15 protein-coding genes are annotated in these 18356 nt (G+C 62.0%); 9 read left to right on the plus strand and 6 right to left on the minus strand.

Annotated elements, in window-relative coordinates:
• Positions 1–236: 236 nt before the first annotated feature.
• Complete coding sequence (glp, locus tag VKS22_07250) at positions 237–1502, minus strand: gephyrin-like molybdotransferase Glp (protein HLW70402.1); 1266 nt, start codon at positions 1500–1502, stop codon at positions 237–239.
• A 304-nt stretch (positions 1503–1806) separates the two neighbouring features.
• Here glp and VKS22_07255 point away from each other — a divergent pair, with 304 nt between their 5' ends.
• On the plus strand, positions 1807–2592 hold the full coding sequence (locus VKS22_07255; GenBank protein ID HLW70403.1) for an SDR family oxidoreductase: 786 nt from the start codon (positions 1807–1809) through the stop codon (positions 2590–2592).
• 40 nt (positions 2593–2632) lie between these two features.
• Here VKS22_07255 and VKS22_07260 read toward each other — a convergent pair whose 3' ends face one another.
• Entirely contained in the window at positions 2633–3673 is a 1041-nt protein-coding gene (locus tag VKS22_07260; GenBank protein ID HLW70404.1) for a lytic transglycosylase domain-containing protein, read from the minus strand.
• A 136-nt stretch (positions 3674–3809) separates the two neighbouring features.
• On the opposite strand from VKS22_07260, the gene VKS22_07265 reads away from it, so the two are divergent.
• Together VKS22_07265 and VKS22_07270 are read left to right on the plus strand one after the other, a co-directional pair.
• The gene (locus VKS22_07265) at positions 3810–4940 is read left to right on the plus strand and encodes an ATP-binding protein (GenBank protein ID HLW70405.1); all 1131 of its coding nucleotides are present in this window, start codon (positions 3810–3812) and stop codon (positions 4938–4940) included.
• A gap of 376 nt (positions 4941–5316) precedes the next feature.
• Positions 5317–7659 (plus strand): response regulator, encoded by a 2343-nt coding sequence (locus VKS22_07270; GenBank protein ID HLW70406.1) that lies wholly within the window; start codon positions 5317–5319, stop codon positions 7657–7659.
• Positions 7660–7902: 243 nt separating this feature from the next.
• Here the strand turns inward: VKS22_07270 and VKS22_07275 are convergent, their stop codons facing one another.
• The gene (locus tag VKS22_07275; protein ID HLW70407.1) at positions 7903–8694 is read right to left on the minus strand and encodes an SDR family oxidoreductase; all 792 of its coding nucleotides are present in this window, start codon (positions 8692–8694) and stop codon (positions 7903–7905) included.
• The gene (locus tag VKS22_07280; protein ID HLW70408.1) at positions 8691–9989 is read right to left on the minus strand and encodes an acyl-CoA dehydrogenase family protein; all 1299 of its coding nucleotides are present in this window, start codon (positions 9987–9989) and stop codon (positions 8691–8693) included. The genes VKS22_07275 and VKS22_07280 overlap by 4 nt, the downstream gene beginning before the upstream one ends.
• A gap of 192 nt (positions 9990–10181) precedes the next feature.
• On the opposite strand from VKS22_07280, the gene VKS22_07285 reads away from it, so the two are divergent.
• The 5 genes from VKS22_07285 (at position 10182) to VKS22_07305 (ending at position 14584) form a co-directional block, all read left to right on the plus strand.
• On the plus strand, positions 10182–10331 hold the full coding sequence (locus VKS22_07285) for a hypothetical protein (GenBank protein HLW70409.1): 150 nt from the start codon (positions 10182–10184) through the stop codon (positions 10329–10331).
• 233 nt (positions 10332–10564) lie between these two features.
• Complete coding sequence (locus tag VKS22_07290) at positions 10565–11767, plus strand: serine hydrolase domain-containing protein (protein ID HLW70410.1); 1203 nt, start codon at positions 10565–10567, stop codon at positions 11765–11767.
• Positions 11768–11783: 16 nt separating this feature from the next.
• Positions 11784–12110, plus strand: coding sequence for an NIPSNAP family protein (locus VKS22_07295; GenBank protein HLW70411.1), 327 nt, complete (start codon positions 11784–11786; stop codon positions 12108–12110).
• Between the two features lie 126 nt (positions 12111–12236).
• Positions 12237–13124: a VOC family protein gene (locus tag VKS22_07300; protein ID HLW70412.1), complete on the plus strand. Its 888-nt coding sequence runs from the start codon at positions 12237–12239 to the stop codon at positions 13122–13124.
• A gap of 194 nt (positions 13125–13318) precedes the next feature.
• Positions 13319–14584, plus strand: coding sequence for an MFS transporter (locus VKS22_07305; protein HLW70413.1), 1266 nt, complete (start codon positions 13319–13321; stop codon positions 14582–14584).
• On the opposite strand, the gene VKS22_07310 is transcribed toward VKS22_07305, so the two are convergent.
• Positions 14535–15167 (minus strand): vitamin K epoxide reductase family protein, encoded by a 633-nt coding sequence (locus VKS22_07310; protein ID HLW70414.1) that lies wholly within the window; start codon positions 15165–15167, stop codon positions 14535–14537. The genes VKS22_07305 and VKS22_07310 overlap by 50 nt on opposite strands.
• Before the next feature lie 18 nt (positions 15168–15185).
• On the minus strand, positions 15186–16850 hold the full coding sequence (locus VKS22_07315) for a hypothetical protein (GenBank protein HLW70415.1): 1665 nt from the start codon (positions 16848–16850) through the stop codon (positions 15186–15188).
• Between the two features lie 455 nt (positions 16851–17305).
• Here VKS22_07315 and VKS22_07320 point away from each other — a divergent pair, with 455 nt between their 5' ends.
• Complete coding sequence (locus VKS22_07320; GenBank protein HLW70416.1) at positions 17306–18355, plus strand: Mrp/NBP35 family ATP-binding protein; 1050 nt, start codon at positions 17306–17308, stop codon at positions 18353–18355.
• Position 18356: the final 1 nt, after the last annotated feature.

Below are 18356 nucleotides of genomic sequence, written 5' to 3' on the forward strand. Positions count from 1 at the left end.
CGTTGACAAGGCATCTGCGTCACTCCAAGCTCATCGGGTATGCGCGAGTTCTGGAAACGTCCCAAATTCTGGATCGGATTGATCATTATCCTCTGGGTCGCGTACATCGTGTACGCGAACTTTCAACTGTCGCCGGTCGAGATTCGCCTGATCCCATTTTTCGCGACGCTGCAGTTGAAGATTTCGGCGATTATCATCGGTTCCGCCGTCGTCGGCTGCGCGGCGACGCTCGGTGTTCAATTCTTCTGGCGCAGGCGCGCCTCCTCGAAGGCCGGACTACAAGCGAGCGCCGCCGCTGCGTCGAGCAGCAAAACCGTCGCCTGATCGCCCGGCTTCAGCACGGTCAGCTCCGCCGGTCCGATTAGGAGCGCATCGGCGCGCGCGAGCGAACTCAGCACGCCGGAGCTTTGATTTCCGGTCGGAGTGGCGTAAAGCTCGCCGTCACGCCGCTCGAGCGTGACGCGGACGAATTCGGTGAGGCCGTCTGCGAGACGTATCTCGACGGCGCATCTGACCGCCAGGCGCGGCAGTCCGAGGTCGCTCCGTCCCCCCATCTTGCGCAGCGCCGGCCGCACATAGAGATAGAAGCAGACCATCGTCGAAACCGGATTTCCGGGCAGGCCGAAAACCGGTTTGCCGGCGATCGTGCCGAACTTGAGCGGGCGACCGGGCTTTTGCGCGACCCCGTGGAACATCTGATTGAGTCCCAGGCCGTCGAGCTCCTGCTTTACATGGTCGAACTGGCCAACCGAGACGCCGCCGGTCGAGAGCACCGCGTCGAAAGCGAGCGCTTCTCCTAGGCGCTCGCGGATCTCCTCGGGGCGATCGCGCGCGACCTTGAGGATCGTTGCTTCCGCGCCGGCCTCGCCGATCGCCGCGGCCAGCGCGTAAGCGCTTGAGTTGACCACCTGCGCACCCGTCGGCGCCTGATCGACATCCACTAGTTCGTCGCCAGTCGCGACGATCGCGACTCGCGGACGGCGATAGACGTCGACCATCGCGCGATTGAGCGACGCCAGCATCCCGACATCTGCGGCCGACAGCGTCTTGCCCGCCGCGATCACCAACTCGTCCCGCCGCAAGTCCTCACCGCGCGGACGGACGAAGGCGCCGACTGTTGCCGCGGCGAGGATTTCGACCGCTTCGCCAAGACTGCGAGTTCGCTCGACCGGGACGATTGCGTCGGCGCCATCCGCAACCGGCGCTCCAGTCATCGTGCGGACCGTCTCACCCGCGCCGACGCGGTGGATCGGCATCAGGCCCGCGCCGACCGTTTCGACCACCTTGAGCCGCACCGGACGATCCTCGCGGGCGGCGGCAACGTCTGCGGCGCGCACCGCGTAGCCGTCCATCGCGGAATTGGCAAAGCCCGGAATATCGCGCGGCGAGCGAATCTCCTCGGCGAGGACTCGCGCCAACGCCTCGCGGAGCGAAACCCGCTCGACGGCCAGGCGCTTCACGTTTTCGATAACGAGATGCAAGGCGGCCTCGGTGGTAATCATTGCATCCCCAGCATACGCTGCTCGGGCGCTAATAAAAATCCGTAACGCCCAGCAACGGTCGAACGTATCCTATAACGACACGCGCTTATCCCACTCCCCCCGAGATTGGCGCGTCGCTCCCGACCGATTGGGAGAGGGGCAGGGACCCGATGTCGCCCCCCCGTGCATAGGGTTGTCCCCTCTCCCGCTTTTCTTGAATTTATCGACAAAACCACGTAGGCCCTATGAGGCAAGCGGCAGCGTTGGGAGTAGCCTTTTGCGCCGCCGCTCGCGAAATCCGGCTAGATTGCGCTTGAGGAAATCGATGGACCTGGGAATCGCGGGAAAAACAGCCTTGGTGTTGGGCGGCAGCAAGGGTCTCGGACGCGGCGTCGCCCATGCCTTGGCGGCCGAGGGCGTCGCCGTCGCTGTATTGGCGCGCGGTCAGGAGGCGATCGACAAGACGGTCGCCGAAATCAACGGCCGCGGGGGACGCGCCATCGGCGTCGCTGCGGATCTAGCCGATTGGCCGACGGTCGAGCGCGCCTTCAACACCGCGCGTCAGCAGCTCGGGCCGATCGATATTCTCCTCAATAACTCGGGTGGCCCACCGCCGTCGCCGGTAATCGGCGTCGCGCCCGAAGTCTGGGAAGCACAATTTCGCCAGATGGTGTTGGTGCTGTTTCGCCTGACCGATCTGGTGCTGCCCGAGATGCGGACGCGCAAATGGGGCCGCATCATCAACGTCGCCTCCGAGTCCGTGATCCAGCCGATTGCCGCCATCGGTATTTCGAACACGCTGCGCGCCTCGGTCGTCGGCTGGGCCAAAACCCTCTCCGGCGAGGTCGCCCGCGACGGCGTTACGGTCAACACGATGTTGCCGGGCCCCTTTGCCACGGACCGTGTAGCGCAGGTCTCGAAGATGATGGCGAGTCGGCAGAACATCACGGTTGAGGAGGTCCAAAAACGCCTCGCCAATCAGGTGCCGGTCGGACGGATCGGTGACGCCGCCGAGTTCGGCGCGATCGCGGCCTTTCTCGCCAGTCGGCACGCCGGCTATATCACGGGATCGACGATTCGCGTCGAGGGCGGGACTATCCGCTCAGTCTAGCCAGTCAGGCTGTAAGCTCGGGCCGGGGCTTGGGGGAGAGCTAAAGTTCGGGGGAGACCTGGGCGCTAGTCGCTCCGTTCGCGGGTACGCGAACCTGATAGACTCTCGCGCTCGGTGGGGCGCAATCGCCAACCAGCGCAGGATTCAATGCGCGCAGGACACTGACCGCGGTGTGCTGACGCGCGGCCACCGCCTTGAGCGGCGTACCACCCTTCACAGTGACCGTCTGATAGGAAGGAGTTGCTGCATAGCGCATCGGTTCGATCCCGTAGGCTTCGCGATGACGCGCAATCAACGCTACGGCCATAAAGCGATTAAGCAGGGTGCGGGTACGGCGGGGTATGCGCTCGATCAGGCGCTCGTACGGAGCGTCGGCCAGACGGAGATAGCGGTCACAACCGGTTTCGCCGTTGTTCCACGCTACCAATGTCATCCGCCAATCCGAGCCGGTCTGCTCGTGGAGCGTCGTCAGGTAATCCGCCGCCGCGCGCGTTGACTTGATCGGGTCGCGCCGCTCGTCCACCCAGCGGTTGATCGTTAGACCGAAGCGGCGGGCAGTACCGCGGCTGAGTTGCCAAGGGCCAGCCCCATTTGCCGCAAAGCCGCTCTCGGCAACGGTTAGATAGACCAGGTCAGGCGGCAGCCCGCGGTCCCGCAGCAACGATCCCATCTCGGCCATGTATGGGCTGATCCGCCGAAACGACCGGTTAAGCGTCGCGGGCTGGTTAACGTAACCGTCCACATAGGCCTGGACGGTGCGATTCAACACGATCGGAAAGGGCGCGACACTTTGCGGTTGGCTGCGTACAAAGGGCCCACTGTCCGACCCCGGCTTCGTGGCGGCAGCGGCGTCGTCATTCTGCGCCGGGGCATTCTGAGCCGGGCTCGCATGGTCGGTCGCCACGCCGGTGACCGACAATCCTGCCTGCTCGGAGGAGGAATTCAGCGCCGGCGAGCAGCCGAACAGCGGTGCCGCTAGACAGGCAAGTACAGAAATCTTTAGGAGGTTCCCCGGCATCAAGTTCCCGTTGACGAGGCTCACCTTATTGTCCTGGGCAACCGCAATCAACCCATCTGACATCAAAAAATCTAATATTATAAACAGCTATTTCTATTATGCCGCACCGCTCGTTGAACGTAACTTGAGGCGAAAACCGTCCCGTCCGCCGACGACAACTCTCGGCGGACGAACCACGCTATGCTAATTTCTGACGGCGATGGATCTGTGGCGCGACATAGTCGAAAGCCTACCGCAGGCCGTGCTCGTGCTGTCGCAGACGGGCGATCCGATCACGGTCAATCCGGCCGCCGAGACTTTGCTGGGAGTTTCGCCCATCGTGCGCTTCCGCGTCGAACGCCTGTTCGAGCTCAATCAGTGGCTCGCTGATATGGTCAAGACTTGCTTCGAGACCGCGCAGAGCCTCGAAAATCCGGCGATCGAGCTCGCCCTGGAGAAGCGCCGGGTCTCCGTTCACGCGGGCGTTTTCCCCTTACTCGGACCGGTTGGTGAAGCCCAGAGCGTGGTTGTCCTGCTTCACGATCTTTCCCATCAAAGAGGACTCGAACTCGGCGGCGAGCGCAATCGTCACGCGCTGCGGCTATCGCCCGCCGGGCTCGCCCACGAGGTCAAGAACCCGTTAACCGGGATTAAAGGGGCCGCCGAGCTGTTGGCGGCGCTCTTTCCAGCCGACGAGCGCGCCCGTCAGTACTGTGGATTGATTCTGCAGGGGGTTGATCGAATCGCTTCGCTGGTCGAGCAGGTACTGGCGGTATCGGGGCCGGCCCGGCTCAATCGCGGGCGCTTCAACATCCATCAGGTGCTGCATCAGGCGCTGCGGATGGCGGGTCTGTTCGAGCCGGTGCAGCAGGGTGTCGTGGTTGAACAGTTGTTCGACCCAAGCCTGCCCGAGGTTAACGGCGACGCCGCGGCCCTCGAGCGCGTCTTCTTGAACCTGTTGCGCAACGCACGCGAGGCGATCGACGAGAGTCCCACGGGCACTCGACATCTGATCAGGATTAGGACCGCGATGGAGAGCCAATTCAGGATCTCGTCCAAAGGGCGGCGGCGTCAGTTTCTGCGGGTCGAGATTAGCGACACCGGCAAAGGGATAACCGGCGAAGAAATAGAACAGCTTTTCACACCTTTCTTCACCACCAAGGCAAAGGGCACAGGGCTCGGCCTGATGTTGAGCCAACATACGATCGAGCTTCATGGCGGCAAGCTGTGGGCCGAGAGTCGCGGCCCTGAGAATCTGCTCCGCAGCGACTCCGTGAGAGACCCCGCGCAACCTGCGGATCCGGTGCAACCGGTCGGCATGACTTTCCACGTCCTGCTGCCTTTCGACTAGGACCAGTTTCTACGGGCAATAGTCGGCTGCAACGGATGCGAAACGATTGCCGTAGCGAAATCGCAAATCATGTTGCAATATCGTCGATAATACTCGCGGCGAATGAGCTTCGCGCGCAGAACGGAGTGCGCTTAATCGCGATGACTGAGACCGCGCATTCACTGCCTTAACATACGTCTGTTATGCATTGATATGTCTAATTGTGTATTGATCAGGGGTGGACCACCTTCTTCGCTCTCGCTCGTGGCAAAATAAAAGCGAAGCTATCGGATTGGGGGCGATTTCGCTGATGGATACCTAGCGGGCATCAGGTTTGCTCACATCCACTCTGACGCGCGCGTGAATCCGCGTCAGACCCGCGTCAAAGTGGAGAAGCATGAAAAAGGCTGAGGCCTGCTGCGCGTCCTGGATCGATGCTGTTGCAGATGTCGACCCGGCGCGCGAGCTTGATGAGGCCGAGCTCTGGCTGACGCGCACCGTGCGTATCGGAATCGGCTGCACGCTGCCGCTGCAGCTCGGCCATCTCGTGATAGTCATGGTCCGCTTTCCGTGGTTCGCACGATCGGTCGGGCCGATCCTTTTCTGCGATCTCGCCTTTACCGGCTTTTTTCTCGGCTGGACCTGGACGCGATCGTTCCACGACCGCTGGCGCGAGGGGGTCTTCGCCTGGAGCTCGACGCTGGTCGTGAGCGCCGCGATTGTCGGGACGATCACCCATCAGATGACCGCCTTCTTCCTCGCGTTGGTGCTGATGCTGTTTGGGACGGCTGCCTTCGCACCATGGGGGATGCTGTGGCAGTCATTCTTCGTGCTGGTCTGTCTAGGCGCGGCGGTTGCGGCGACGGAGATTGCGCCGCAGGCTGCTGACGGCTTTCAACTGTTTCGCTTGCTCGAATTATCGACCGCCGCATTTATCTCACTGTTCCTCGCGACCTTGACCGAGCGTTATCGCAACAGCATCAAGTTGCGGCTCCAAGCACTGGTGCAGAATGTCGAGCAGCTACGCGCGGCCGAGCGGGCGGTCGCCGCGGCACGAGAGGCCGCTGAGGCGAGTTCACGCGCCAAGAGTGATTTTCTTTCGAGTATGTCGCATGAGATTCGCACGCCCATGAATGCGATCCTGGGAATGGCCGAGGTCCTGGCTGATAGTGAACTCAGCCCCGATCAGCGCAAATACCTGTCGATCATGATGAACAACGGCGGCGCGCTGCTCGACCTGATCAACGCGATCCTCGATCTGGCGCGGGTCGAAAGCGGCCGCCTCAAGCTCGAAGAGACCAGTTTCGATCTCTACGAGCTGACCGAACGCGTTGCCGAAACTCTCGCGCTGCGGGCCCATCAGAAGGGCCTCGAGTTGATCGTCGATATTTCGCCGGCCACTCCGCAGACCGTGATCGGCGACCCTCTGCGGGTGCGCCAGGTACTGACCAACCTGCTCGGCAACGCGATCAAGTTCACGGCGCAAGGGGAAATCGCGCTCGAAATCAGACCCGAAGACGATCATGGGATGATCCGCTTTGCGGTCCACGATACTGGAATCGGTATTCCCGCTGAGCAAATCGAAAGCATCTTTAGCAGCTATGCTCAGGCGGAATCCTCGACCGCGCGCAAGTACGGTGGCAGTGGCCTCGGCCTCGCGATTGTCAAACAGCTCGCCGAGCTGATGGGTGGGCGGGTCGCGGTGGAAAGCACCGTCGATTGCGGCAGCACCTTTCACTTGAGCGCGCGCTTCAGATTGCCGGACGGGTCGGCCACGGCTGCAACCGTGGTCACTCGACCCCCGGGGAATCTCAAGCTTCTCGTCGTCGACCCGAACGCCACCAGTCGGCGAACGTTAGCCGCGATGCTCGCCCATCTGGGCGCGCAATGCACCGTCGCCGCGGACGGCGATGAGGCGCTCGCGCGCCTGCGCGACGATCGCCACGGCTACGACGCTCTCCTGCTCGACAATCAGGCGATGGGGCTTGGGGGTGTTGAAGCCGCCCGCCGAATCATCGCGGCGGGCTGCGGCCAAATTACGATCATCCCGATGTTAACTGCGAACGACCTCAGCGTGAAGCTGCCGATATTCCGTGGTCTCGGCCTGATCACGCATCTGGTCAAGCCGATCCGGCGCGCGGAGCTAGCTGGCGCCCTCCAAGCCGTCGCCGAGGAACGCACCGTCGCCCGGTTGGAAAAGCCCGCCGCGTTTGCTGCGAGCGGCGCGGCCCTGGCGCTCGGCGCGGCGCCGGATCGCGAAACTGCACCGCGTTTGCTCTCCCGGCCGGCGGTCTTATCTGACTTCGTGGGCTCGCTCCGCATCCTGGTGGCTGACGATTCCCCGGATAATCGTCTCCTGATCGAAGCGTTTACGAGGAAGACCGGGTGTAGTCTCGATCAGGCCGCTGATGGAGCGGCCGCGCTCGGGAAATTCATGGAGCACCGCTACGACATCGTCCTGATGGACATGCATATGCCGGTGATGGACGGCTACATGGCAGTCAGGCGGATTCGCGAATGGGAGAAGCTCCACGGCCTCAGGCGCACTCCGATAATCGCCCTGACGGCCTCGGTGCTCGACGGGGCGGTGGGCAAGACGCTCGAAGTGGGCTGCGATAGCCATGTCAGCAAGCCGGTCCGGCGCGAAATTCTGATCGCTGCGATCCGCGAACTGGTAGACGCTCCCGCCGTCAGGATGAGTCGCCCAGACGATTCCGTGATTGCCGTTGCGCCTGCTTGAGCGGGTAACGCCCAGGATTCATTCAGCCTAGGCGCGGCGCCAGGAGATTCTCAAGACCTACAACAAGAACGTATTAGTGACGGCGGTCATGAGAAACGGATCGCGCGTCAGGCCGAGTGCAACGAGCTAAAAGAGCGTATCGCGAGCGGTTGGTCCGGCACTGTCACATTAGCGTGTTCGAGGGCGACGATATTGCCCAGGTCTCCGGCGGTTCGATCAAATTCGCATTCCATACTCATCTCCTCATTCATAGAGCGTTCGCACGATCGGATTCGACGAGCCGCCGTCGATGGTGAGAATCGCGCCGGTGGTGAAGCTCGAGGCCGGGCTCGCGAAGTACATCGCGGCCCCGGCGACCTCTTCGGGATCGCCCGCGCGCTGGAGCGGAAAGGTCTCGCGCGCGCGCCGGGTAAAATCGTCGGTGCGCGACCAGCCTTTGCTGATATCGGTATGGAACGGGCCGCACATGATGCAATTGACGCGCACCTTCGGCCCATACTCCTTGGCGAAGGTGACGGTCAGGACATTGAGGCCGGCCTTGGCGGCGCCATAGATCGCCATCTCGGCGCTGGGCCGCGCCGCCGCCGTCGACGTGATGTTGACGATCGCCCCGCCCGGCCCTGCGGCCATCCGCGCGCCGAACACCGCCGACAGCCGGTAGGGTCCTTTGAGGTTCACGGCGAGGATCTTGTCGAACAGCTCCTCGCTGGTCTCGAGCGCCGAGGGCGCCAGCGGCGAGATGCCGGCGTTATTGATCAGAACGTCAGCGCGGCCCCACTTCGCATAGACCTCGTCGGCGAGGCGATTGCAATCTTCCCACTTGCCGACATGGATCGCGTGGGCCGAGCCGTCGCCGCCGAGCGCGCGCAGTTCCTTGACCGTGGCCTCGCAGGTTTCGAGCTTGCGACTCGCCACTGCGACCTTGGCGCCGGCCGCCGCAAACGCCAGGGACATCGCGTGGCCGATGCCGCGGCTGCCGCCCGTAATAACGACGACCTTGCCGGTGAAATCGTAATGCTGTGTGGCCGGGTTCAATTGGCCGCGACCTCGCGCTCGATGAGCTCGCCATATTTCTTGATGGCGGCCTCGCGCAACGCCGGAATGTGACCGCTCGGGAAGAGTCCCTTGGTGCCCTTGTATTCGCGCAGGATTTGCCGCGCCAGCGTGATCTTATGGACCTCGGTCGGACCGTCAGCCAGACCCATCACGAAACTTTCCATCACCTGATCGACAAAGGGCATCTCGGGCGTGACGCCGAGCGAGCCGTGGAGCTGCAACGCGCGCACCGCGACATCGTGAAAGACCTTCGGCATCTGCGCCTTGACCGCGGCGATATCCTTGCGAACTTTCAAGTAATCCTTGAACTTGTCGATCCGCCACGCGGTGCGCAGCACCAGCAACCGGAACTGCTCGATGTCGATCCAGGAATCCGCGATCTTTTCCTGCACCATCTGCTTGTCGGCGAGCGCCGAGCCTTGCGTGGTGCGCGAGAGCGCCCGTTCGCACATCAGATCGAAGGCTTTGCGCACCTGCCCGATGGTGCGCATCGCATGATGGATGCGGCCGCCGCCCAGGCGGGTCTGCGCCACCGCAAAGCCGCTGCCGCGCGGCCCGAGCAGATGATCTTTCGGGATCTGCACATCCTTGTAGCTGACGTAGGCGTGGGCGCCGGCGCCCTCGGGCTCCTGGCCTACTCCGACATTGCGCTTGATCGTGACGCCCGGAGTTTCCATCGGGACGATGAATGACGATTGGCGCAGATAGGGGGCGGCGTCGGGCTCCGATACTGCCATCACGATCAGAAACGACGCCCAGCGCGCGTTGGAGGAAAACCACTTCTCGCCGTTGAGCACCCAGTTGTCGCCCTTGAGCTCGGCCCGGGTGGTGAAGACCTTGGGATCGGCGCCGCCCTGCGGTTCGGTCATCGAGAAGCATGAAACGATCTCATTGGCGAGCAGTGGTTCGAGGTAGCGTTTCTTCTGCTCGGGCGTGCCGTATTTGGCGAGAATCTCGGCGTTGCCGGTGTCCGGGGCCTGGCAGCCGAAGACCGTCGGGGCGAAACGCGAGCGCCCGAGAATCTCGTTCATCAGGGCAAGCTTGACCTGTCCGTAACCCCGGCCGCCGAGTTCGGACTCGAGATGGCAGGCCCAGAGCTTTTGCTTGCGCACGGTCTCCTGCAGCGGACGGACCAAGCGGTTGCGTTTGGGATCCCGCACGTCGTAGGGCGATTCCAGAACATAGTCGAGCGGTTCGACCTCTTCACGGACAAACCTTTCCATCCAGTCGAGCTGCTGTTGAAATTCCGGTTCGGTCTCAAAATCCCAACTCACGTTGATTTCCTCCAATGCCGGGCCGTCGTAGCTCCATCGCGGTTCGAGCGATGGCGACCAGGGTATGCCGTAAGGCGAGAGTGCCTCAGCCCGCGATGGTTCTCAAGGGTTGCGATCAGCGACGCGTTGGTCACAGTTTGATAAAAACCAGTTGACTGGTCGAAACGACCAGTCAGAATTGAGCAATGATTCGTGAATTTCAAGCCTCCGAGGCGAAGGTTCGTCTGTTGCGAATTCTCCACGAAAGTCGAGCGCGGCGACACGATCATCATCACGCGCCGCCGCCGGCCAATCGCGCGCCTGATACCCGAAGCCGCGCGCCGTCAGGACGAAAGCGATTGAGACTCTCCGTGGGTTTGGCCGGCGGACGGGCCGGATCTCGCTGCGAGAACCCCTTGCGTCGCGCCACGAAGGCCACAAGTACTGATTAAAATGGTAAGCGGCTGGAAGCGATTTCTATTTTCGGGCAGCGCGGTCGTTGATTTATCGCCGCATTGATGTAGTAAGCTCCGGCATGAATGCGCGGTCCTCGCCCGACGGTGTATCAACTCCAACAACGAAAAGGAGCCCGACCAATGCCGGCACAGCACTTTTTTGCGGATTCCCCGACCGCAATCGGACTTGATCCCGACAAAGTTCAGGCACTCTTTGATCGCGCGCGACGCGACGTTACCGAAGGCGTGCTGCCCGCCTGCCAGTTGGCGATCGCGCGCAGCGGAAAGATCGGCGCGATGGGAACCTTCGGCCGCGCCGTGCAGGGCGGCGTCGAGCAGCCGGCGACCGACGCCACCGTCTTCGACGCGATGTCGGCGACCAAGGCGATCACTTCGTCGGCGCTGTGGCTCCTGATCCAGGAGGGCAAGATCGATCCGGCCGAGCGCATCGTCAAGTATGTGCCCGAATATGGGACCAACGGCAAAGAGTCGACGACGATCGAGCATCTGCTGATTCATACGGCTGGCATCCCGGTCGCGCCGGGCGCCTGGAAGGATTGGGGCGACCATAAGCGGCGGCTGGAACGGTTTGCGCAATGGCGCCCGGAGCATCCGCCGGGTGAGCGCTTCGCGTACCATATCCACGCGAATTACTGGCCGATTGCCGAGGCGATCGAGCGCATCACGGGAACCCGCCTCGGCGATTTCATCCGCGATCGCATCGCCGCGCCGCTGGGTTTGCCCGACCTGCGGATCGGCTTGCCGCGCGCGATTCAGCCGCGGATGGCGGACGTGAAATGGGTCGGCGAGCCGGCCGCCGCCGAAGAATACAAGAAACTCGGCGTGACGCCGCCGCGCGCCAACATGGGCTCGATCAACGAGGCGGTGGTGCTGGAGATGAACGACCCGGAGCTGCGCGAGATGGATTTCCCGGCAGGCGGCCTGATGACCACCGCAGCGGACATCGCGCTGTTCTATCAGGCGCTGCTCAACGACGGCTGCGCGCATGATGGCCGGCGCATCTGGGATTCCGCGATGCTGCGCGAGGCCCGGCGGATCCGCAGCGGCGACCTGATTGATCCGGCGCGCGGGATGACGGCGAATCGCGCCCTCGGAATCGTGATCGCTGGCGGCGACGGCAAGGCCAATCTGCGCGGCTTCGGGCGGACCAACTCGGCCGAGGCGTTTGGCCATCCGGGCTTCGGCGGGCAGCTCGCGTGGGCGGACCCGGCGAGTGGGATTTCGTTCAGTTATCTGACCAACGGCTTCGACCGCAATGACTTGCGCGAGGGCCGCCGCAGCGTGGCGCTCGCCAGCCTCGCGGGGGCCTGCGCCGCCCAGTGACCGGAGAGTAAATCTCATGATTCACGAATTGAGAATCTATCACGCGATGCCCGGCCGGCTGCCGGACCTGATCAGCCGCTTCGAGAAGGTCACGGTGCGGCTCTTCGAGAAACACGGCTTCAAGCAAATCGGCTACTGGACGGTCGCGATAGGCGAGTCGAATCAGGACCTGATCTATATGCTGCAATGGGAATCGATGGCCGAGCGCGACGCCAAGTTCGCGGCCTTTCAGGCCGATCCCGAATGGATCGAGGCGCGCCGCAAGAGCGAAGAGAACGGCCCGATTCTGGCGTCCCTGGCCAACTCGATCCTGCGGCCAACGAACTTTTCCGCATTGCGCTAATGTTTATTGTCATCCTGAGCGAAGTGAGCAACGCGAACGAAGTCGAAGGATCTCGGACAGCTTCGCGCCAGCGAAGCCGATACCGGTTTTCCGGGTAGACCTATGCACGGCGACACGGAGGAAAATATGGTTCAGGTGACCGAGTTGGGCTACATGGGAATCGGCGTCAAGCAAGTCGCGGAATGGCGGCGCTTCGCCACCGAGATCCTCGGAATGGAGTTGGCGGACGACGGCGAAGGCGACCGCTGCTACCTGCGCACCGACTACTGGCATCATCGAATCGTACTGCACGACAACGGCAGCGACGACCTCGAGTATCTGGGCTGGCGCGTGGCCGGCGCCGAGGAGTTCGCCGCGATGCAGCGTCAGCTCGCCGAGGCCGGGATCAAGTTCCGCGTCGGCGCGAGCGAGGAAGCGGCTGAACGCCGCGTTCTCGAAGTGCTCAAGCTGAACGATCCCGGCGGTAATCCGATCGAAATTTTTCACGGCCCGGAGATTCACTTCAGCAAGCCGTTCCATCCGGGCCGCCGGATGCACGGACGGTTCAAGACCGGCAGCGGCGGCATCGGCCACTGCATCCTGCGCCAGGACGATCCGGCCGCGGCGCAACGCTTCTATACCGCGCTCGGAATGCGCGGCGGCGTCGAGTACCGCATCCGCCTCGGCAGCGATCGCGTCGCCACGCCGATCTTCATGCACTGCAACGATCGCGACCACTCTATCGCATTCGGCGTCGGTCCACAGAAGCGGCGCATCAACCATCTGATGCTCGAAGTCGAAAACTTCGACGACGTCGGGCTCGCCTATGATCTGGTGCGCAAGCACAAGGTGCCGGTCGCGATCACGCCGGGCAAACACTCGAACGACCATATGTTCTCTTTCTATCTGCGCAATCCTTCCGGATGGCTCTTCGAGTACGGCCACGGCGGGCGGCCGGCGACTCATCAGTCGGAGTACTACGTCGAGGACATGTACGGTCATCAGATGGAGGGTGGCGGCTTCAACGTTGACTAACACTAGCGGAGCCGAAGGCGGAGCGAGCACAGGGGGCGGCCAAGTCCGCGAGGCGCGGCCACGGTCAGACGTCCGCGAGCTGCGTCCAGATTCTTGACTAGCCGAGCGCGGCTGCTGCACGAAGCGAGCACGGGGGGCGGTGGAGTCTGCGACGCGCGGCTAAGGTCAGAAGTCTGCGAGTTGCGTCAAAATTCTTGATCAGCCCAACGCCGCAGAACAAGCAGGACGGTCCGCGAGCCGCATCGAGCGCCGGAGTCGACTACAAGGCGATCGCGCTGCTCTCGGCCGCCCATCTCTCGGACGACGTCAATCAGGGCGTCGTGCCGGCGATGTTGCCGTTCTTCATCGCCGCCAACCACCTGACCTACGCCGCTGCGGCTGGGCTCGTGCTCGCGCAGACGTTGTCGGCGTCGGTCGCGCAACCTGCCTTTGGGATGCTCGCCGATCGGCGGCCGTCGCCGTGGTTGATTCCGGCCGGCCTGATGCTCGCCGGCGTCGGCGTCGCGATCAGCGGCCTCGCGCCGAGCTATGCGCTGATCTTCGCCGCGATCGCACTGAGCGGTCTCGGCATCTCGGCCTTTCATCCCGAGGCGGCGCGTCGCGTCCGCTACCTGAGCGGCTCGCGGCAGGCGACGACTATGAGCCTGTTCACGGTCGGTGGGATGGTCGGTTTCGCCCTCGGACCGTTATTTATCACCCCGACCCTGATTGCCTTCGGGACGCGCGGTGCGCTCGTGCTGGCAGCTCCCGTCATCGCCATGGGCGCGGCGGTGACGTGGCAACTGCCGCGCATCACGACGGTGCATGAATCCAATCGCCACAATGCGCGTGCGCTCGCTGAGGCGCCCGAGCGCTGGAGCGACTTCGTCCGGCTGACCGCGGTCGTAATCTCCCGCTCGATCACATTTTTTGGCCTAAACACCTTTGTGCCGCTCTATTGGATCCATGTCCTGCACGGCTCGCAGAGCGGCGCCGGCCTCGCTCTCACTACGATGCTCTTCGCCGTCGCCGTCGGGACGCTGATCGGCGGCCGGCTCGCCGACAGCTACGGACGGCGGATCGTGATCGTGGTCTCGCTCGCCGTCGTGGTTCCTTTGATCATGCTGTTTCTCAGCCTCAATAACCTGATCGCGGCCGGTGCGATGCTTATTCCCGTCGGAATCGTACTGGCGGCGTCGAACAGCGTCGTCGTCGTGATGGCGCAGGAATATCTGCCCAATCGCGTCGGCCTCGCCGCGGGCGTGACGCTGGGGCTTTCGATGACCATCGGCGGGCTCCTGATGCCGCTCTTCGGGACGATCGCCGACCACTACGGCTTGGCGCGCGCGCTGTTTGTGCTGGGGCTGCTGCCGGCGATTGGCTTCGTCCTGAGCCTCGGTCTGACCGAAAGCACCGGCTCGATCGATGAAATCAGCGCAACAGTTGCCACAAAATCAACGCGTTCAATGCTGCGACGTTGATACACTTCATGCACAGGCTTTTGATCCTGATCACCATTACATAGCTTAAATAGGCGCTGATCAGGACCGCGGTAAGTGCAAACAGTAGCGCCGCTCCCGGCGCTTTCACGTAAATCAGAAATAATAACGTAACGTAGAGCGCAACGCCGAACGCGGAATTCGGAATCCCGAAAGTCGCGCTTTCCGGACTTTGCAGCACAGCCTCAGTATGGTCATTGCGGGCTCCGCTACACCGGCACCGCGGTATCTTGTAATCGGGATCCGCCGAGAGTCTGTATTTGTAGTAGGTAGTCTGCAGCGAATAGATCAGGCCGAACGCCGCCAGTACGTACAGTGGATTTGCGTGGATGGTGTGCGTCAGCAACTCGGTCAGAATCCAAAAGCCGAGAATCGACCCGGTTACCATCTTGAGAAACTCCAGCAACAAGGCTGGGACCCGGCCTGGGACGTAACTCTCAAGGAAATTGCCCGAAACCACAGCTTGTCGGATACGCTCCGATACAACCTGACGCCGCACTTCCCGCTCGCGCACCCGATTCGAAATCACGCTCAACCACGTGGTCCCAGCCGTATTATGAAACATTTTATTCCTCTCCAATCCTCATCGCGGCGGCTGCGGCGGCTGGGTTTCCGAGTCTGGCAACTCCGGCGCCTGCACAAAAGCCGCCAGATCACTGGAAGTCACATACGGGCTCAGCCGGATCATGCACCACTGCAGGCGGGTGTAGGCCCGGCGAATGTTACCGCTCGGGTCCATCACCTTGCTGATGTGCAGCGTCGTGTCGTTCTCACAATTCGGCTTGTCACTGTCGTGGAGCAGGCCGCACTGATGCCCGCATTCGTGCAGGTAGGTCTCAGCGACCCGCACGATGTTTTGGTTCGCGGCGGAAATATTCTCGACCACCAGCGCCATCATGCGGTTCGTGTCCGCCTCGAACGGCAGCACCGCCTTTTGCACGAACACCAGCTTGCGGCTCCCGCGAAACGTGACGATGGTATAGCCGAGCAGATCGTTGCAGCCGACCGACGAGTCGTCCATGTTGTATTCCGACACGAAAAAGGTCGTGACCGCAGAGGTGTCGCCGTCCTTGTTCAGTAAAAGGAAGTTGGTCTCGTCGAAGGTAAGTGTCTGGCCCGATCCGCACTTCATATTTTCGGCAACCGCGGTGTTGGGCGGCGTGAATTCGATCTCGCCATTTACCAGATTCAACGAGGTGTTGGTCGGATGGCTGCAGGTCGAATCCGTATCAACGCGCATACCCATATCGGGCAGCGACCGATCACCGAAATAATCCTGAGAAGCCTTGTTGGTGTATTTATTGTTCCAATCGTTATAGTTATTGCTCGCCAATATGGCATCGCCAGCGAGCCATGCCTGGACGTTGGGATTATAGGTGAGCAAATTCTTGTGAAAGTCCGTGCCAGTTCCGTCGTCCGCTGGTGCGCTCGCAAAGATATCGCTGAACAGATGGCTGGCGATCTCCATCACCTTATACGGGTAATAGAGCAACGGCCGGCCCGGCACGTACCCGCCGCCCTGCTCTCTGATGAAATGGCCGGTGATCAGATTACCGCGCGTGGCGACTTCGTAGTATGAGATTGCTCCCGATGCCGCATCAACTATCGGCGCCAGCGGCTTCCCGCTATCGCTCAATATGTAGCCTCGAACGTTCTGGTCCGCTGCTCCGTCGGCATTCGCGTTGTTCACATAGACAAACCAGTCGGAATAGCCGTCATTGTTGCGGATAATTTTCGGGGCAACCCGGAAGCGGCGCGGATCGGTGTTGTTGAAGATCTCGGCGAGGTACGTCCAACATAGGAACCAGCGGATCACAATGTCGATCAGCGTGCAGACCCACGTCAGGATCATCGTGACGATCGCTTCGATTAGGTTGAGTAGCTGGATTATGGCCTGAACGATATAATTGCATACGAGCCGAGTGATAAACTGAACAACAACTTGTAAAACGTACGTCCAGGCACAGATAATATTTGTAACAACGCCGCAGACGTTGTTGCAGACGTTCTCACACCCGCAATCACAGCCGAAAATCCCGCAGAAGAAGTCGCAAATGCCGCAGATGACGCTGCAGACCGCATTGCATACGGTCTGGACCACGCTGTTGCAGAGCCACTCGAGGACCTGGGTGACGACGTTTACAGCTTCCTGGATGAGCTGGCAGAGCTGAACCAGGATATATTCAACGACGGAGACGACGATCTGGATGAGCCTGATGACAGGCTGAAAGACGAGTTGGCAGAGCACAGGATGCTACCTCCGGCTTTTTCCCCCGCGGTAGCTCTCCGCAAGAATTAGACCGGCTTAGTAGTAACCTTATTGCGATGCTATTGCCCTCCCGTGCCAAGCGCTCTTGGCAGTCTGCTGCAAAGGAGTTGCTTGAGGCGCCAGATTAGCCGAGCCCGTAGCCCGGGGTGCTGCCCGTTGCGGGCGGTTCCTCGGATAGTTCTCTCTACGCCGGGCGTCGCTCTCAGATTTCTGACGCATCGCCGGAAAGATGAAATGTTTCACTTTGCGCACATCGCTCGCACAAAGTTGTTAGAATGTTTCACGTGAAACATTTTTTTCGACGCGTACTCCGTTGTCACGCGCTTGCGGGGGTCTGGCGTTGAAAAGGTTTCGCGTGAAACATTTTGCGGAGCGATCGTGCAAGAGCGCGACAGCAGAGCGCGGACTCTCCGGACGCTAAAAAAGCAGTGAAAATGAAAGAAATCTCGACAGCGGATGTCCTGACGGCGCTGGCGCGGGTGAGTTACCCGGGTTATTCCATCGATCTGGTCGCGCTCGGAATCATCGAGGAGGTGACGCCCAACGACGCCGGCGGCTTTGCCGTCACCCTCCGTAATGCAGGCGACAAAGAGGCCACGCTCAAGGAAATTGCGCGGCGGGTCCACGAGGCGCTCGCCCACGATCTTGGCGTCGCCAAGATCGAATTCAAGGTCCATAAGATCGAGCCTGAGCTCGGCGAGAAGACCGGACGGACGCGGCTTGCCGGGACGCGCTGGGTGGTGGCCGTGGCTAGCGGCAAAGGCGGCGTCGGCAAGTCCACGGTCGCGGCGAATCTCGCGGTGGCGCTCAGCCGCCTCGGCTACAAGGTGGGTTTGCTCGACGCCGATATCTACGGCCCGTCGGTCCCGATGATGTTCGGGGTCGCGGGCGAGAAACCCCGCTCGGCGGGTGGGCAGAGTTTTTTCCCGATCGAAAAGTTCGGCATCAAGCTGATCTCGATCGGATTTTTTCTCACCGACAAGACGCCGGTTATCTGGCGCGGCCCGATGGTGATGAGCGCGGTGCGCCAGTTCTTGCAGGACACGCTCTGGGGCACCCAGGATTTTCTCATCGTCGATCTGCCCCCGGGCACCGGCGACGCCCAGCTCACGCTCGCGCAGTTGGTGGAACTCGATGGCGTCGTGATCGTGACGACGCCGCAGGACGTTGCGCTCGCGGACGCCCTCCGCGCCGTCCGGATGTTCCGCCAAGTGCATTGCCCACTCCTCGGCGTGGTTGAAAACATGAGCTACTTCACCTGTCCCGACTGCGGTGAACGCGAAGATCTGTTCGGCCATGGCGGCGGCGAGAAGATGGGCCGCGCAGAGGCTCTGGAGCTTCTGGCGGCGCTCCCGCTTTACGCAGAAATTCGCGCGGCGGGAGACAGCGGTACGCCAATCACGCTGCGCCAGCCCGAGCATCCGTCGAGCCTCGCCTTCGTCGAACTCGCGCGCCGCGTCGCCGCCGCGATGCCGGAGCATTAGG

It is taken from the genome of Candidatus Binataceae bacterium (assembly GCA_035308025.1).
Classification (GTDB): domain Bacteria; phylum Desulfobacterota; class Binatia; order Binatales; family Binataceae; genus JAJPHI01.

Coding starts and splice junctions, on each gene's coding strand:
- VKS22_07310 (HLW70414.1), bottom strand. CDS start 15,167: ATGTTTCATAATACGGCTGGGACCACGTGGTTGAGCGTGATTTCGAAT.
- VKS22_07290 (HLW70410.1), top strand. CDS start 10,565: ATGCCGGCACAGCACTTTTTTGCGGATTCCCCGACCGCAATCGGACTT.
- glp (HLW70402.1), bottom strand. CDS start 1,502: ATGATTACCACCGAGGCCGCCTTGCATCTCGTTATCGAAAACGTGAAG.
- VKS22_07300 (HLW70412.1), top strand. CDS start 12,237: ATGGTTCAGGTGACCGAGTTGGGCTACATGGGAATCGGCGTCAAGCAA.
- VKS22_07265 (HLW70405.1), top strand. CDS start 3,810: ATGGATCTGTGGCGCGACATAGTCGAAAGCCTACCGCAGGCCGTGCTC.
- VKS22_07295 (HLW70411.1), top strand. CDS start 11,784: ATGATTCACGAATTGAGAATCTATCACGCGATGCCCGGCCGGCTGCCG.
- VKS22_07260 (HLW70404.1), bottom strand. CDS start 3,673: ATGTCAGATGGGTTGATTGCGGTTGCCCAGGACAATAAGGTGAGCCTC.
- VKS22_07270 (HLW70406.1), top strand. CDS start 5,317: ATGAAAAAGGCTGAGGCCTGCTGCGCGTCCTGGATCGATGCTGTTGCA.
- VKS22_07255 (HLW70403.1), top strand. CDS start 1,807: ATGGACCTGGGAATCGCGGGAAAAACAGCCTTGGTGTTGGGCGGCAGC.
- VKS22_07320 (HLW70416.1), top strand. CDS start 17,306: ATGAAAGAAATCTCGACAGCGGATGTCCTGACGGCGCTGGCGCGGGTG.